The organism is Brevundimonas sp. FV1ye28 (assembly GCF_058681135.1).
In genome coordinates this window covers 581,541-596,902 of the sequence record NZ_CM178731.1, presented here as the reverse complement: position 1 = coordinate 596,902, position 15,362 = coordinate 581,541, and the positions used below count along the sequence as shown (strand labels likewise).

Annotated in this window: 14 protein-coding genes; 10 read left to right on the top strand and 4 right to left on the bottom strand. The window is 68.2% G+C overall.

Features of this window, described 5'->3' with window-relative positions; genetic code table 11:
* The first annotated feature begins 56 nt into the window (after positions 1-56).
* The 4 genes from ACW171_RS02965 (at position 57) to ACW171_RS02950 (ending at position 6,364) form a co-directional block, all read left to right on the top strand.
* A complete protein-coding gene (locus ACW171_RS02965; RefSeq protein WP_492095612.1) occupies positions 57-2,744 on the top strand; it encodes an Rne/Rng family ribonuclease in 2,688 nt (895 codons plus the stop codon).
* 57 nt (positions 2,745-2,801) lie between these two features.
* The gene (locus ACW171_RS02960) at positions 2,802-4,226 is read left to right on the top strand and encodes a M48 family metalloprotease (protein ID WP_492095611.1); all 1,425 of its coding nucleotides are present in this window, start codon (positions 2,802-2,804) and stop codon (positions 4,224-4,226) included.
* A 22-nt stretch (positions 4,227-4,248) separates the two neighbouring features.
* The gene (locus tag ACW171_RS02955) at positions 4,249-5,049 is read left to right on the top strand and encodes a DsbA family protein (RefSeq protein WP_492095610.1); all 801 of its coding nucleotides are present in this window, start codon (positions 4,249-4,251) and stop codon (positions 5,047-5,049) included.
* Between the two features lie 694 nt (positions 5,050-5,743).
* Complete coding sequence (locus ACW171_RS02950; RefSeq protein WP_492095609.1) at positions 5,744-6,364, top strand: hypothetical protein; 621 nt, start codon at positions 5,744-5,746, stop codon at positions 6,362-6,364.
* Between the two features lie 88 nt (positions 6,365-6,452).
* On the opposite strand, the gene ACW171_RS02945 is transcribed toward ACW171_RS02950, so the two are convergent.
* Complete coding sequence (locus tag ACW171_RS02945) at positions 6,453-7,256, bottom strand: thiazole synthase (RefSeq protein ID WP_492095608.1); 804 nt, start codon at positions 7,254-7,256, stop codon at positions 6,453-6,455.
* 31 nt (positions 7,257-7,287) lie between these two features.
* Positions 7,288-7,485: a sulfur carrier protein ThiS gene (gene thiS / locus ACW171_RS02940; RefSeq protein ID WP_492095607.1), complete on the bottom strand. Its 198-nt coding sequence runs from the start codon at positions 7,483-7,485 to the stop codon at positions 7,288-7,290.
* 116 nt (positions 7,486-7,601) lie between these two features.
* Between thiS and ACW171_RS02935 the strand changes: the two genes are divergently transcribed.
* From ACW171_RS02935 to aat, 4 genes are read left to right on the top strand one after another with little or no spacing between them, the layout of a single operon-like run.
* Positions 7,602-8,063 carry a type II 3-dehydroquinate dehydratase gene (locus tag ACW171_RS02935; protein ID WP_492095606.1) on the top strand — a complete coding sequence of 154 codons (462 nt, stop codon included), beginning with the start codon at positions 7,602-7,604 and terminating at the stop codon, positions 8,061-8,063.
* Positions 8,064-8,088: 25 nt separating this feature from the next.
* Positions 8,089-8,598 carry an acetyl-CoA carboxylase biotin carboxyl carrier protein gene (gene accB / locus ACW171_RS02930; protein ID WP_492095605.1) on the top strand — a complete coding sequence of 170 codons (510 nt, stop codon included), beginning with the start codon at positions 8,089-8,091 and terminating at the stop codon, positions 8,596-8,598.
* Positions 8,599-8,602: 4 nt separating this feature from the next.
* Positions 8,603-9,952 carry an acetyl-CoA carboxylase biotin carboxylase subunit gene (accC, locus tag ACW171_RS02925; protein ID WP_492095604.1) on the top strand — a complete coding sequence of 450 codons (1,350 nt, stop codon included), beginning with the start codon at positions 8,603-8,605 and terminating at the stop codon, positions 9,950-9,952.
* Between the two features lie 24 nt (positions 9,953-9,976).
* Positions 9,977-10,672: a leucyl/phenylalanyl-tRNA--protein transferase gene (gene aat / locus ACW171_RS02920; RefSeq protein WP_492095603.1), complete on the top strand. Its 696-nt coding sequence runs from the start codon at positions 9,977-9,979 to the stop codon at positions 10,670-10,672.
* On the opposite strand, the gene ACW171_RS02915 is transcribed toward aat, so the two are convergent.
* Positions 10,639-11,301, bottom strand: a complete 663-nt coding sequence (locus tag ACW171_RS02915) for a DUF2155 domain-containing protein (RefSeq protein ID WP_492095602.1) — start codon at positions 11,299-11,301, stop codon at positions 10,639-10,641. The genes aat and ACW171_RS02915 overlap by 34 nt on opposite strands.
* The gene (locus ACW171_RS02910) at positions 11,298-11,690 is read right to left on the bottom strand and encodes an NADH:ubiquinone oxidoreductase subunit NDUFA12 (protein ID WP_492095601.1); all 393 of its coding nucleotides are present in this window, start codon (positions 11,688-11,690) and stop codon (positions 11,298-11,300) included. Before ACW171_RS02910 ends, ACW171_RS02915 begins: the two co-directional genes overlap by 4 nt.
* 209 nt (positions 11,691-11,899) lie before the next feature.
* Between ACW171_RS02910 and ACW171_RS02905 the strand changes: the two genes are divergently transcribed.
* Both ACW171_RS02905 and ACW171_RS02900 read left to right on the top strand, forming a co-directional pair.
* Positions 11,900-14,671, top strand: a complete 2,772-nt coding sequence (locus ACW171_RS02905; RefSeq protein ID WP_492095600.1) for a TSCPD domain-containing protein — start codon at positions 11,900-11,902, stop codon at positions 14,669-14,671.
* A 93-nt stretch (positions 14,672-14,764) separates the two neighbouring features.
* Positions 14,765-15,250 (top strand): pentapeptide repeat-containing protein, encoded by a 486-nt coding sequence (locus tag ACW171_RS02900; RefSeq protein ID WP_492095599.1) that lies wholly within the window; start codon positions 14,765-14,767, stop codon positions 15,248-15,250.
* Positions 15,251-15,362 lie beyond the last annotated feature (112 nt).

Here is a 15,362-nt window from a genome sequence, read left to right as displayed (position 1 = left end):
TTGTGAAGCCTCTGGCTATCAAGGTCCCGGCAGTGCGCGCCAGAGAGATACCTTCAATGTCAAAGACGATGCTTATCGATGCAGCGCACGCGGAAGAAACCCGCGTCGCTATCGTGGACGGCCGCCAGGTTGAGGAATTCGACTTCGAGTCGAAAACCAAACGCCAGCTTCGCGGCAACATCTACCTCGCCAAGGTCACCCGCGTAGAGCCCAGCCTTCAGGCCGCCTTCGTCGAATACGGCGGCAATCGCCACGGCTTCCTGGCCTTCAACGAAATCCACCCGGACTACTACCAGATCCCGGCCGCCGACCGCGAAGCCATCATGGCCGAGGCGCATTCGGCCGATGACGATCACGACGACGAACACGCCCGCGACGACGACGAGTCCGAAGGCGGTCTGGCCGAGGAAGAACGCCTGAAGCGCCGCCTGATGCGCCGCTACAAGATCCAGGACGTCATCAAGCGCCGCCAGATCCTGCTGATCCAGGTCGTCAAGGACGAGCGCGGCGGCAAGGGCGCGGCCCTGACCACCTGGCTGTCCCTGGCCGGCCGCTACTGCGTCCTGATGCCCAACACCGGCAAGGGCGGCGGCATCTCGCGCAAGATTACCCAGGCCTCCGACCGCAAGCGCCTGAAGGCCGCGGCAGCCGCCCTGGACGTGCCGCGCGGCATGGGCCTGATCATCCGCACGGCCGGCGCCAAGCGCACCAAGGCCGAGATCAAGCGCGACTACGAATACCTGCTGCGCCTCTGGGAAACGATCCGCGAGACCACCCTCGCCTCCCACGCCCCCTCCCTGATCTACGAGGAAGAGAACCTCGTCCGCCGCGCCGTGCGCGACATGTTCGACAAGGACTTCGACGGCATCCAGGTCGAGGGCGTCGAGGGCTTCAAGGAAGCGCGCGACTTCATGCGCGTGCTCATGCCCTCGCAGGCCAAGAAGGTGCACCTGTATCAGGGCTCCAAGCCCCTGTTCGCCGCCAACGGCATCGAGGAACTGCTGACGCAGATCCACCAGCCGGTCGTGCCGCTGAAGTCTGGCGGCTATCTGGTGATCAACCAGACCGAGGCCCTGGTCGCGATCGACGTCAACTCGGGTCGCGCCACCAAGGAACGCAACGTCGAGGCCACGGCCTTCAAGACCAACTGCGAAGCCGCCGTCGAGGCCGCCCGCCAGCTGCGCCTGCGCGACCTCGCCGGCCTGGTGGTCATCGACTTCATCGACATGGACGAGTCCAAGAACAACCGGACCGTCGAACGCATCCTGAAGGATGAGCTGAGCCACGACCGCGCCCGCATCCAGATGGGCCGTATCTCCGGTTTCGGCCTGATGGAGATCAGCCGCCAGCGTCGCCGCCTGGGCGTGCTGGAAGGTGCCACCGAGGTCTGCCCCCACTGCCAGGGCGCCGGTCGCGTCCGCTCGGCCGAATCCGCCGCCCTGATGGTGCTGCGCGCCGTGGATATCGAGGCCGGCAAGAACGGCGCGGGCTCGATCAACCTGAAGGTCTCCTCGGCCGTCGCCCTCTACATCCTGAACCACAAGCGGGATTACCTGCAGCGTCTGCTGGAGCGTCGCGGCCTGGCCGTCATCATCCAGATCGACGACCGCATGGGTCAGGGCGAGAGCGCCATCGAGCGCACCGAGACCAATGAGGACTTCGTCGCCCCGGAAGGCGGCGTGACCCTGGCCGATCTCGAAGACGACTTCGACGACAGCGCCTACACCGACGAAGACGACAACGACGAGGACGACTTCATCGCGGACGACGATGACGACGCCCTGGATCGCGAAGACACCGACGACGACGAGCCGCGCGAGCGGGCCGAACGCGCCGAGCGTTCCGATGGCGACCGTGGACGCGGTCGGGGCCGTCGCCGTCGGGGCGGTCGTCGCGACGAGGAGGCCGCACCCGTGGTCTTCGACGCCGAAGCCGAGGCCGATGGTCTGGCTGCCGACGACGACGACAGCGAGGCCGGCCGCCGCCGCCGTCGCGGCCGTCGCGGCGGACGTCGCATCCGCGAGGACGGCGAAGGCTCCAACACCGGCGCCGGCGCCTTCTTCTGGGTCCGTGGCCGCACGCCGTCGCTGGACGACCCCTATGTCTGGTTCGACCCGATCAACCCGGCCCCGCGCGCCGAACGTCCCGCCGCCGCGGTCCGTGATGACGCCGAAGCCGCTCACGACGTCGAGGAACGCGTCGGCGAACGGCCCGACGGCGAGGTCGGCGGTGATCGCGAGGGCGGTCGTTCGCGTCGCCGGCGTCGTGGCCGGGGTCGCGGCGAGCGCGCCACGCCGCACGATCTGAAGGTCGAGGCTCGCGCCACCAACGAAGGCATGCCCGCCGACGGCAATCCGGACGCACCCACCGCTGTGACCCTGCCGGAAGGCGTCTCCGACGAGGCCGCTCCGGTCGTCGTCGCCGAGCCTCAGCGCCGTCGCGTCCGTCGCAAGACCGCCGCCTCCGCAGTCGAGACCGAGGTCGCCGCGACCGAAGAGGTCTCGCCGCCCCTGGAGCCGGAGATTGCCTTCGTCGAGGCTGAGGCCACCGCCCCTGCTCCCGAGCCGGAGGCGCAGCCCGAACCCGAGGTCGAACCGGCTCCGGTCGATCCGGCAACCCTGGTCGTCGCCGAAGAGGTCGCCCCGCCGGCCCCCGAGGCCGATCTGTCAGCGATCATCGCCGCCGATCCCAACCAGATCACGGCTCCGCCCGCCAAACCGAAACGGGGATGGTGGCGCTTGTGATCAACCGCGCCTAGGTTAGGTCCAGGAGGCGGGGGCGCCGTTCGTAAGGAGTTCGCCATGTTCCGGCCGACCCGTATCGCGTCCTCCGTTCTCGGATGGATCGCCGCCTCCGCCGCCGTCCTCGTGATGGCGGCGGCCGGCCCCGCCTCGGCTCAGTCCACGATCCGCGATACCGAGATCGAGGGCATCGTCCGCGAATGGTCGGACCCGGTCTTCACCGCCATGGGTCTGGAGCCGTCCGAGGTCGAGGTCCTGCTGATCAACGACCCCGCCCTGAACGCCTTCGCAACGCGGGGGCGGATCATGGGGATCAACACCGGCACCATCCTGCGCGCCAAGACCCCCGGCGAGCTGCTGGGCGTGATCGCCCACGAGGGTGGCCACATCAAGAACCGCCACACCCTGCGCGACGGGGCCCAGTCGGCGGGCATGCAGCCCTTCCTGATGTCCATGGCCCTGGGCGCCCTTGCCATCGCGGCGGGAGAGCCCGGCGCCGGCATGGCTCTGGTCGGATCCGGCCAGTATTTCGGCACCCTCAACGCGCTGCGCTACATGCAGAGCCAGGAGGGCGAGGCCGACCTGACCGCCGCCCGCGCGCTGGAGGCCTCGGGCCAGTCCGGCCGCGGCCTGGTCAACTTCTTCGAGAACATGCGCGCCCAGGAGGTCTTCTCCGACGCCCGCCGCTACCCCTATTTCCGCAGCCACCCCCTGTCGGGCCAGCGGATCGAGGCCCTGCGTCGCCCGGTCGAGGCGGCCAGCCACTACGCCACGCCTGAAAGCCCCGAGCGCGCGGCCCAGCTGGTCCTGATCCAGGCCAAGATCCACGCCTTCATGGATCCGCCGACCCAGACCCTGCGCACCTATCTGGACAGCGATACCTCCTTCCCGGGCCGCTATGCCCGCGCCATCGCCTGGTACCGCGACGGCCAGACCCAGCGCGCCCTCGACGCCACCGAGGCCCTGATCGCCGAGGACATCGACAACCCCTATCTCTGGGAGCTGAAGGGCCAGATCCTGTTCGAGGAAGGCCGGCCCGTCGAAGCCATCGACGCCCACCGCGAAGCCGTCCGGCTTAAGCCCGACGCCCCCCTGCTGCGCATCAACCTCGCCCACGCCCTGATCGAGACCAACGACACCGCCAACCTCGCCGAGGCCGTCGATCAGCTAAAGCGCGCCACGGCGCGCGAGGCGGACAACACCCTGGCCTGGCGCCTGCTGGGCCAGGCCTATGCCTCCCAGGGCAAGGAGGGCGAGGCCCGTCTGGCCTCGGCCGAATACTATTTCGCGGCCGGCGGCGAGGACCAGGCGACCCAGTTCGCCCTTCGCGCCCGCGACATGCTGGAGCCCGGCTCGAACGAATGGCGCCGCGCCATGGACATCGTCCTGGCTTCCGGCGCCACGATGGACGACATCGCCGACGTCGATCGGCGCAACGAGCGTCGTCGCGAACGCCAGCAGACCGTCATCCCCCCCGGTGCCTGACCCCCGACCCTTTGAGAGCCTCATGACCGACGAAACTCCCGTCCCCGCCACGGACGACAAGCCTGCCTCGCGCGATCCCCTGGCCTGGTTCGGCTCGGGCCGGGGCGGTGCGGCGGCACTCGCCGTCTCCGTGGTGGCGCTCGGCCTCGCGGCGGCCCCCTACCTGACCGGCGGCGATTTCGGCGGCAAGGTCCGCGCCTATCTGATCGCCAACCCCGGCGTCCTCGACGAGGCTGTCCAGGCCCGTCAACAGGCCGAGGAGACCAGCCGCGTCGACACGATCAACGCCGCCGTCGCCGCCAACGCCGCCCTTATGGCGCCCGATGCCCGCGACCCCGCCTTCGGCCCCGCCGACGCCAAGGTCACCGTGGTCCAGTTCTTCGATTACCGCTGCCCGGGCTGCAAGGCGGTCGCCGCCGACTATGCCGCCCTGATGCAGGCCAACCCCGATGTCCGCTTCGTCTTCAAGGAGTGGCCCATCCTGGACCGTGGCGACGACACCACCTCGAACTACGCCGCCCGCGCCGCCCTCGCCGCCCACCGCCAGGGCAAATATCTCGCCGTCCACCAGGCCCTGATGGCCGAGAACGGCCTGACGCGTGAAGCCGTGGACCAGATCCTCGCGGCCAACGGCGTGGCCCTGGATCAGGCGGCGTCGGTCATCGCCGACACCGGCACCGACCGCCTCCTGGCCGATATCCATACGACCGGCGCCACCCTCGGCCTGGTCGGCACCCCGACCTTCCTGATCAACGGCAAGACCACCTCGAGCATCAACCCGCAGGAGGTCGCGGCGGCCATAGCGGTGGCGAATCAAGGGTAAGGCGCGCTGAATCCGAGCAAAACATCGAGGGAAAATCTGCTTGTCGCCCTTGAGTGGACAACGGATTCGGAGACGCCGCGAACATTGGCGTATGTAGCGATCACCCGGTTCGCGGCTAATTTACTGCAAGGCTAGACATGCATCTCCTGGTCGCTCTCCTCATCAGCGTCGCACTGCACCCGAGCAGCCCGGGCCAAGCCGACAAGTCTCCGCCGCCGCCACAACACGGATGGGACGAAGCGCCGGCCCCTCCGTGGAACACGCCTGAAGGGCTTTTGAACGCTTCGCCTGATGCCGTGGCAGCCTTGCTCGGATCGCCGCTAAACGCAGGGTCGAATGAGCACATCAGCATGTTGGACTACGCGGGCGAGGAGTGTGTTCTCACGGTCTTCTTCGGCGTTCGCGATCAACAAGTGCGTTCGCGCATGGTTGCGGTGGTCTCTCCCACGGGTGAGCTTAGTGACCCGACGCCTTGCCTCAGAACGATCAGGCCCCCGCTCGATGGCCTCTCACAGAGGTAGTCCGATCACCAGCCACTCCCGACGTTCCCTTAGGCCACACCAACTCCCGATCACGACGAACATAAGGTTCTAACTGGCAAAGGATCGCCCTAGAACCTCTTTGAAATCAACGTCCAGTGCATTTGAAAGCCATTGTTCCTGCCCAACCCCGGAACGGGCGGACAATGGCGCTCATGACCCAGATCGCTCCCCGACCGCCCCGCCTCTCCGCCGAAGCCTGGTCCCAGGCCCGCGAGGACTATCTCGCCGGCGCCTCGACCGCCCTCATTGCCGAACGCTACGGCACGACCGATCGCAGCGTCCGGCGTCGCGCCGCGCTTGAGGGCTGGCGTCGTCCCGACTTCATGCCGTCGCAGTTCGGCGGGCCGCCGCCGCCCTGGATGGCGGGGCCGCGCACCAAGGAGCAGGAGATAGAGGCCGAGCCCGCGCTCGAAGAGGTCGACGACGCCCAGGCCAGCGCCCGCTTCGGCCTGCTGTTCAATCCGGTGCCCCGGACCCTGCGCCACTTCGCCTTCCGCCAGGCGGCCGAGAACGCGGCCATCGACCGGCCCCAGCAGGCCGTGGCCTGGATGCGCCTACTGCAGCTGGCCGAACGCTGCGGCGAGCGGATCGAACACGATTCCCGCGCCTTCCGTGACATCGACCACATCCGCGCCGCCTATCTCCGCCAACTCAACGACGCCGTCGCAGAAGGGCGGGAGGAGGTCCTGGCTGAAGAGGCCGAGGCGAACCGTCTTGCGGAGGAAACTCAGGTCGAGGGCTCGGACGTTCAGCAGCCGCCGCCCCCGACCTGACCGCCTCGTCGGCGCCCCGAATGAGGCGTCGGAGGCTTCGTCCGTTTCGTCCGTTTCGTCCGGTATTTTTCGTCCGGACGGACCGGACCTAGATCAGACCCGCCAACGGCGACGACGGATCGGCGTACATTCGCCGAGGCATTCGCCCGGCGAGATAGGCTTCACGGCCGGCGATGACGGCATGCTTCATCGCCCGCGCCATCCGGATCGGATCCTTGGCCCCCGCGATGGCGGTGTTGGTCAGGACCGCGTCGCAGCCCAGCTCCATCGCCACGGTCGCGTCCGAGGCCGTGCCGACCCCCGCATCCACCAGCACCGGCACCTTGGCCTGCTCCACGATCAGCCGCACGTTGACGGCGTTCTGGAGGCCGAGCCCCGAACCGATCGGCGCCGCCGCCGGCATGATCGCTGCGGCCCCGGCCTCTTCCAGCCGCTTGGCCATCACCACGTCGTCGGTGCAATAGACCATGACGTCGAACCCATCCTTGACCAGCAGCTCCAGCGCCCGGAGCGTCTCGATCATGTCGGGATACAGGTGGGCCGTGTTCGACAGGACCTCGAGCTTGACCAGATCCCACCCCCCCGCCTCGCGCGCCAGCCTCAGGGTGCGCACGGCATCTTCACCTGTGAAGCAACCGGCCGTGTTGGGCAGGAAGGTGAACCGGTCCGGCTTCACATGATCGACCAGCATCGGCTGGGAAGGATCCGACAGGTTTACCCGGCGCAGGGCCACGGTGACGATCTCGGCGCCCGCCGCCTCGGCCGCAGCCGCGTTCTGGGCATAGTCGGCATACTTCCCGGTCCCGATGATCAGGCGGGAGTTGAAGGTGCGACCGGCGACGGTCCAGCTGTCGGCGGCGGCGATCGGAGACTGAGCGTTCATGCCACCCATCTAGGCCCCGCCGCCCCGAAACGGAACCCGCTCAGCCGCCGCCGACGAACTGGACCAGCTCGATCCGGTCGCCGTCTTCCAGCCGCGTCTCGGCATGTAGGGACTTCGGCACGATCGCCAGATTACGCTCCACGGCGACCTTGCGGACGTCGAAACCCAGTTCCTCGACCAGGGCCAGGACCGTCGTCGCGGTCACATCCCGCTCATCTCCGTTGACTTGAATGCGCATGTCGTTACGTCAACCTGACTTCCACGGCTCAACCTCGGCTTTGACGAGCGACGCCGTTCCGCTAAAAGGCCCGCCCACCGAAGAGCCTGGCTCTTCGCCAAGCCCATCCGGAGCGAATGCCCGAAACCCCGGTTCTCTACGTCCTGAACGGTCCCAACCTCAACCTCCTGGGGGTGCGGGAGCCGCATATCTATGGGCGCGAGACCCTGGCGGACGTGCAGGCGCTGTGCGAGGCGGCGGCCGAGGGCGCACAGGTCGTCTTCCGTCAATCGAATCACGAAGGCGAACTGGTCGACTGGATTCAGGAAGCCCGGATCGAGGCTGTGGCCCTCGTCATCAATCCGGCGGCCTACAGCCACACGTCGATCGCCCTGCTCGACGCGCTGAAGGCCCTGACCATTCCGGTGGTCGAGTGCCACCTGTCGAACCCGGCGGCTCGCGAGGACTGCCGGCGTCACTCCTACGTTTCGCTGGCAGCCACGGGCATCGTCTCGGGCTTCGGCGCCCATTCCTACGAACTGGCCGTCAAGGCCGCCCTCCGGCTGGCGCGGGAACGCTCCGCATCGCCAGCCCGTTGACCATAGACCACAAGGCATAGCTCCCATGGCGACCGACAAGAAACTCGACAACGAACCCTCGACGGAGATCGATACCAGCCTGGTCCGTCAGCTGGCCGACATCCTCAACGACACCTCCCTGACCGAGATCGAAGTCGAGCGCGGCGAACTGCGCATCCGCGTCGCTCGCGAGATCACCGCCGCCCCCGTCGTTCAGTACGCCGCCGCGCCGCAACAGCCGGCCTTCGCCGCTGCCTCCGCCGCCCCGGCCGCGCCCCTGTCGATGCCGTCCGATCCCGCGACCATCGTCGCCAAGTCGGGTGAGATCGTGAAGTCGCCGATGGTCGGCACCGTCTATCTGCAGGCCTCGCCCGAGGCTCCGCCGTTCGCCAAGGTCGGCGACAAGGTCAAGAAGGGCCAGACCCTGCTGATCGTCGAGGCGATGAAGACAATGAACCCGATCCAGGCTCCTCGCGACGGCGTCGTGCAGGAGATTCTGGTCGGCGACGCACAGCCCGTCGAGTTCGGCGAAGCCCTCGTCGTCCTCGAGGCCTGAGGCCATGTTCACCAAGGTCCTGATCGCCAACCGCGGCGAGATCGCGCTGCGGATTCACCGCGCGTGCAAGGAGATGGGCATCTCCACCGTCGCCGTTCACTCCGAAGCCGACCGCGGCGCCATGTGGGTGCGTCTGGCGGATGAGAGCGTCTGCATCGGCCCGGCCCCGGCCGCCAAATCCTATCTGAACATTCCCTCGATCATCGCGGCGGCCGAGATCACCGGTGCTCAGGCGATCCACCCGGGTTACGGCTTCCTGTCCGAGAACGCCCGCTTCGCCGAGATCGTCAACGCCCACGGCATGACCTTCATCGGCCCGACGCCGGAGCACATCCGCGTCATGGGCGACAAGATCACCGCCAAGAAGACGGTGATGGAGGCGGGCATCCCCTGCGTTCCCGGCTCCGACGGCGAGGTCGAGACCGTCGAGGCGGCTATCGAGGCTTCGAAGACCATCGGCTTCCCCCTGATCGTCAAGGCGGCAGCGGGCGGCGGCGGACGCGGCATGAAGGTCGCCCTGACCGCAGACGACTTGGTGGAGGCCGTCCAGACCGCCCAGACCGAGGCCAAGTCCGCCTTCGGCAACGGCGCCGTCTACATGGAGCGCTACCTCCAGAAGCCGCGCCACATCGAGATCCAGGTCGTGGCCGACAGCCACGGCAACGTCGTCCACCTTGGCGAACGCGACTGCTCCTTGCAACGCCGTCACCAGAAGGTGCTGGAAGAGGCTCCCTCGCCCGCCCTGTCGTCGGAACAGCGGATCGCCATCGGCGAGACGGTCAACAAGGCCATTGCCGCCATCGGCTATCTGGGCGTCGGCACCATCGAGTTCCTTTGGGAGGACGGCGAGTTCTTCTTCATCGAGATGAACACCCGCCTGCAGGTCGAACACCCGGTCACCGAGGCCATTACCGGGGTCGATCTGGTGCGCGAACAGATCCGCATCGCCGCCGGCCTGCCGCTGTCCTTCACCCAGGAAGACATCCATTTCGAAGGCCACGCCATCGAGGTCCGGATCAACGCCGAAAACCCCGAGACCTTCACGCCCTCGCCCGGCACCATCACAGACTTCCACGCCCCGGGCGGTCTGGGCGTGCGACTGGATAGCGCCATCTACGCCGGCTATTCGATCCCGCCCTACTACGACAGCCTGATCGGCAAGCTCATCGTCCACGGCCGCGATCGGGCCGAGTGCATCGCCCGCCTGAAGCGGTCGCTGAACGAGGTCGTCATCGGCGGCATCGACACGACCATTCCGCTGTTCCAGAAGCTGTTGAACGAGCCGGACATCCTCTCGGGCGACTACGACATCCACTGGCTGGAAAAGTGGGCCAAGACCCAGAAGGGCGAATGACTTCCGCTTCGGGAAAGGCCTGACGTGTCCGATCCCGAGGCGACCGCCTTCCCGCCGCCCGACCAGTTCACGGCTGAGGCGCTGCTCCGCTGCTACGCCAACGGCGTCTTCCCGATGGGCGAGGCGCGAGACGATCCGCGCGTCTTCCTCGTCGAACCCGACCTGCGGGGCGTCATCCCACTGGACCGGTTTCATCTGCCCGCTCGACTGCGCCGCACGATCCGTGGCGAGCCCTTCGTCGTGCGCGTCGATACGGCCTTCGGCGCGGTTCTGGACGCCTGCGCCGCTCCCGGCGGAGGACGGGAGGAGACCTGGATCAACGCTCCGATCCGCAGCCTTTATCTGGAGCTTCATACGCTGGGCTTCGCCCACAGCATCGAGTGTTGGCGCGATGAAGTGCTGGTCGGCGGCCTTTATGGCGTGACCCTGGGCGGCGCCTTTTTCGGTGAGAGCATGTTCAGCCGGGCGACAGACGCCTCCAAGGTCGCCCTCGCACATCTGGTGGCGCGACTGAGGCTCGGTGGCTGGGTGCTGCTCGACGCCCAGTTCCGCACCCCGCATCTGGACCAGTTCGGTCTGATCGAGACGCCGCAGTCGACCTATCTCAGGATGCTGGACGCCGCCCTGCGCGCCAAGCCCGACAAGACCGCCCTGACCCGCGCCCTGTCAGGCATTGAGGCGGTGAGCTACGCCTTGCAGCCGACGACCCAGGCGTCATAGATCGGATGTTGCAGCCCGCTGATCGCCGGCGTGGACGAGAACATCCAGCCCCGGAAGATCTGGCGCGGCGCCGTCCCGGCCGCCTTCGGCTGAAGCGTTACATCCACATAGGCGATCGCGTCCTCGACCAGTTCGTTCTCGGCAGAGACCTCGCAGGCGCGAGCCGTGAAGATCAGCGCCTGGTTGAAGCGCACCGGACGACCGCCGACCTCGACCTCGAACCGCATGCTCTCGGCAGTGATCTTGTCGATGGCCTCGATGATGGCGACGCGGCGGCGCTGGCGCGGGGTCGGCGTGTCGGTGGCGAGACGCTTGGCCTTATCCTCGTCGGTCTCGCCCTCGCCCTCGTCCGCCTTGGCGTCCCCTTCGGCATCCGCCTCGTCGTCGTCGCGTGCCGCCACGACGACGGTCGGGATCGGCGGCGTAATGGCGATCGGCACGGCCGGAGCCGGATCACCGGCCGGCGCGGCTTCTTCGGTCGGCGCGGTTCGCAGGGCGTCCCCGATCGGATCCGAAGCCGGTGTCGCATCCTGGGCCGGCGCATTCTGCCAGCCGCCCGCGACCACGCCGCCGGATACCGTCAGGGCGACGACGGCGGTTCCGATCATCAGGATGCGGGCGCGGTTCATTCGGGCTTCCAGGCCTCGTAGTCGCCGGTCGCGGGCGGACGCACGCCCTCCGCCAGCAAAGAACCCTGCGGATGCCAGGCCAGCGGCGTACCCGTCATGTTGGGCAGGTGATCCTTCTCCCAACGACGGCGCGGCAGGGGCTCGGCAGTCGGCGGCTCGTCGAACGTGTAGTGCAGCCAGCCGTGCCAGTCCGGCGTCACCTTCGAGGCCTCGGCATAGCCGTTGTAGACGACCCAGCGGCGCTTGCGACCGTCGTAGCTGACGTTGTCGCGCGACTGGTAGTAACGGTTGCCTGTCTCGTCGGTACCGATCAACTCGCCGCGCTTGGCGATGGTGAAGAGGGTGCCGATCGTCGCGCCGGACGTCCAACCGAAGATTCTTCCGAGCACGAGCCGTATCCAGTCTTACAGGTTCGGAACGGCGGGAGGGCCGATCCAGTCGAGCGATCATAGAAACCGGCCGCTTCCGCGTCCAGCATCCAGCCGAAATCCGATCAAGCAACATCTTGGGGGTAACCTTGCTCACACACGCTACATCTATTGCGGCGGCAGGGCGGAGCGCCCTAGGCTGACGAAACGATCCTGTGCCGGGCCTGCGAATGCGCTTCACCCCCTTCCTGACCGAACTGTCCGCCTCGGTGATCTGCGAGGCGCGCGAGATCGAACGGGCCGACCGCGTGATCCGGGTAACGGCGCCCGTGGCGTGGAGCGATGCCCGCGTCGAGGCCTGGATGGACTGGCACGACGGATCGCCGGACGACTGGCCGAGGCTGGAAGGACCGTCCAACCGGAGCGGAACATCTGGACCGGCGATTCTGGACGGCGCCCTCGATCGCTGGGCGACCCGGCTCGCCGCCTGGGGCCGCGCCACGGGCGTCTTCAGGACCGGCCGGGACGCGGAGACCTTCTCCAACGAATTGATCGCCAGCGTGGTCCTCGGCCTCGCCGCACCGTCCTCCGTGCTCCTGGAAGGTGCGAGGACCCCGCCGGCGTCGGAGACGGCGACAGGTCCGACGCGGAACACAGCGGCCTTTGATCTGAGCGACGCCGGCGTACGTGCGCGGTTCGACAGCGACACCGCCCGCCGGCGCACGCAGCGCGTCACCGCCCACGCGCTCGAAGGCGTGACTCGCACCCTGCGCGCCGTGACCGACGCGGTCCGACGCTGCGAAGGACCGGCCGAGGTCTGCTCAGATCCGGCAGCCAACCCGGCCCTCGCCCGCGCCGCGCTCGCCGCCCGACGCGCCGGAGCCGACGACACCGCCATTCTGGACGCCATCGCGGGACGTCTGTTCTCGGCGCCCGAGCCCGAGGCGGTCTGCCAGACGCGCGTCGTTGCCGTTCCCGATCCAGGCTCTGCCGTGGACGCAGCCCTCCGCGCCGCCGCCGACGGTTGCCTGGCCGATGATCTGGTCGTCGCCTTCTCGGTGCGTGACGCCGAGGCCGCTGCCGACCTCGCCATCGCCCCCGGTTGCGCGGTCGCCCTGCCCGTCGTCGCCGAAACCTTGCCCGATCTGGTCGAGGGTCTGGACGCGCTCGCCCGCCTCTGGACTACGGCTCTGGAGATCGAGGTCGCCTGCGGCTTCGCACCCGATGGGCGTCTCGCGCGCCGACGCCACGCTGTCCGGCCGATCGTCTTGACGCTGGAGGGTGGGTTGGAGTGGCTGCTCGCGCAGGCCGACGGCGTGATCGATGAGGCTGAGTTCACGGCGGTGACGGCCCTGTTCGCCGCGTCCGCCTCTCTAGCCTCCAGCGAACTGGCCGGGGACCTTCGACCGGCCGCAGACTGGACCGTCGCCGCCGAGACGGTTCTGGTCGAACTCGAGATTCGTGAGGCGCGCCTCGCTGGACCGGACAGCGACCTCGGCCGCGCCGCGTCTTTACGCACCGCCCAGGCCCATGCCGCAGCGGAGGCGAACGGTCGTCGGCACGCCGTCATCGCCACACTCGCCGCCGACTCTGAGCGGGACCTACGTCTGGGCGTCGCCCCCCTGTCGGCCGTCGACCTGTTCCAGACCGGAGACGGTCAGGTCATCCGCCGACTTCACCCGGCGTTGGCCTTTGCCATTGCCGCACAAGGCGGCGACGTGGAGGATGCCGAGCGCTGGTTGCTGGGCCGGCGGACGCTCGCCGGTGCGCCTGCACTCGGACACGACGCCCTCGCCGCGCGAGGCTTCACGGACGCCGAGCTCGAATCGGTTGAGGCGGCGCTCGGCCAGCTCGAGCGTCTTGAAGACGCCTTCAGTCCACCGGTGCTGGAGGCAGGCTTTATCCGCGACGTCCTCGGCGTCGATCAGGCGACGGCAACGCGGGGCGGCGCCCTGGCTCTGCTGGCGTCGGCCGAAGAGATCGCGGCCGCGAGCGACTACGTCTTCGGTCGCCGTGACCTGTGCGGCTGGCCCGGCGCCCCCGCCCGGCTCAAGGCGGTCCTGGCCGACCTGCCCGCCTCGGCCGCCGCCCTGGTTCGGCTGGCCGAGGCCTCGAGCGACGTCGCCGACCTGACCCCGGTGGAACTGCCCAGCCGCGCCGGCATCGGCGTCGCCATGGCGGTCCTGAGCCAGGCCGCCTCCGAAGGCCGCCGGGCGCTGCGCATTTCGCGCAGGCAGGCGTCGAACCAGGCCCTGCTGGTGCTGCCCGACCTTGAGCCGGCCCGCCGCGCGTCGGCTCCGGCCCCGGAGCCCGCTCCGAAGCCGGCGCAGACCGAGCGGGTCGTCGAGCGGGTGATCGAACGCGTCCGCACCCGGCGCAAGCTGCCTGATCGCCGCAAGGGCTATATCCAGAAGGCGGCCGTCGGCGGCCACAAGGTCTATATCCACACCGGCGAGTACGAGGACGGCGAGCTCGGCGAGATCTTCATCGACATGCACAAGGAAGGCGCCGCCTTCAGAAGCCTGATGAACAATTTCGCCATCGCGATCTCGATCGGCCTTCAGTACGGCGTGCCCCTGGACGAGTTCGTGGATGCTTTCCTGCTGACCCGGTTCGAGCCGGCGGGGCGGGTCACGGGCAACGATTCGATCGGGTCGGCGACCTCGATCCTCGACTACATCTTCCGCGAGCTGGGCGTGTCCTATCTGGACCGACATGAGCTAGCCAACGCCGACGCTGAGCCGCTGCACGCAGACGGCTTGGGCTCGGGCAAGGCTGATGAACTGGTTCCGGCAGCCCACTTCATCTCCAAGGGCTTCGCCCGGGGCGCGACGCCCGACAACCTCGTCGTCCTGCCGTTCGGCAAGAAGCCGGAGATGCCCGTCAGGAGCGATCGCGCCGAAGCGGACGCCTGCCCGGCCTGCGGTGACTTCACCCTTCAGCAGCGTGGCGGCGCCTGGATCTGCGACACCTGCGGGGTGGCGCCCCAGATGCGCGGATAGACCGCGGGCGATCCGCTGGTTCAGCAGATCGTAAACACCTGAGCGATAACCTGCGGCCTACGCCTTCCATAGGCTGGCTGGAGCACGACCGCCTTGAAACGCCTGATCCTCGCCGCGACGGCTCTCGTCCTGGTCGCCGCCCCCGCCCTAGCGCAGAACGCGGGCCAGATCGCTCGCGTGCGCGGCGGCGCCAGCTGTTCGGGCTGCAACCTGTTCCAGGGTGATTTCTCCGGGCTGGAGGCGCGCGGGCTGAACCTTTCGGGGTCGCGCCTGCGCCAGGCCGACCTCAGCCTGTCGACCATGAACCGCACGCGGTTCTCGAACGGCGACCTGCGCGACGTCGAAGCCTTCGGCGGGGTGTTCTCCTCCTCGAACTTCAACCGGGCCGATCTGACCAATGCCAGCTTCGTCGGCGCCTATCTGGAAGGCGCGAGCTTCTCCGGCGCGACCCTGACCGGGACCAACTTCTCCGGCGCCCAGCTGGCGCGGGCGACGGGTCTGACCCAGGGCCAGCTGAACCGGGCCTGTGGCGACGCCTCGACCACCCTGCCCGGAAGCCTGCGCATTCCGGCCTGCTGACGACCTACATCCTTACGGCGATTTAAGTAGGGTTTCAGCGGCTTCCGGGTCATTTAGACCGAGTGAAACAGTCCCTGCCCGTCTCCCGTTCGTTGTCCGCAGTTCTTCCGGC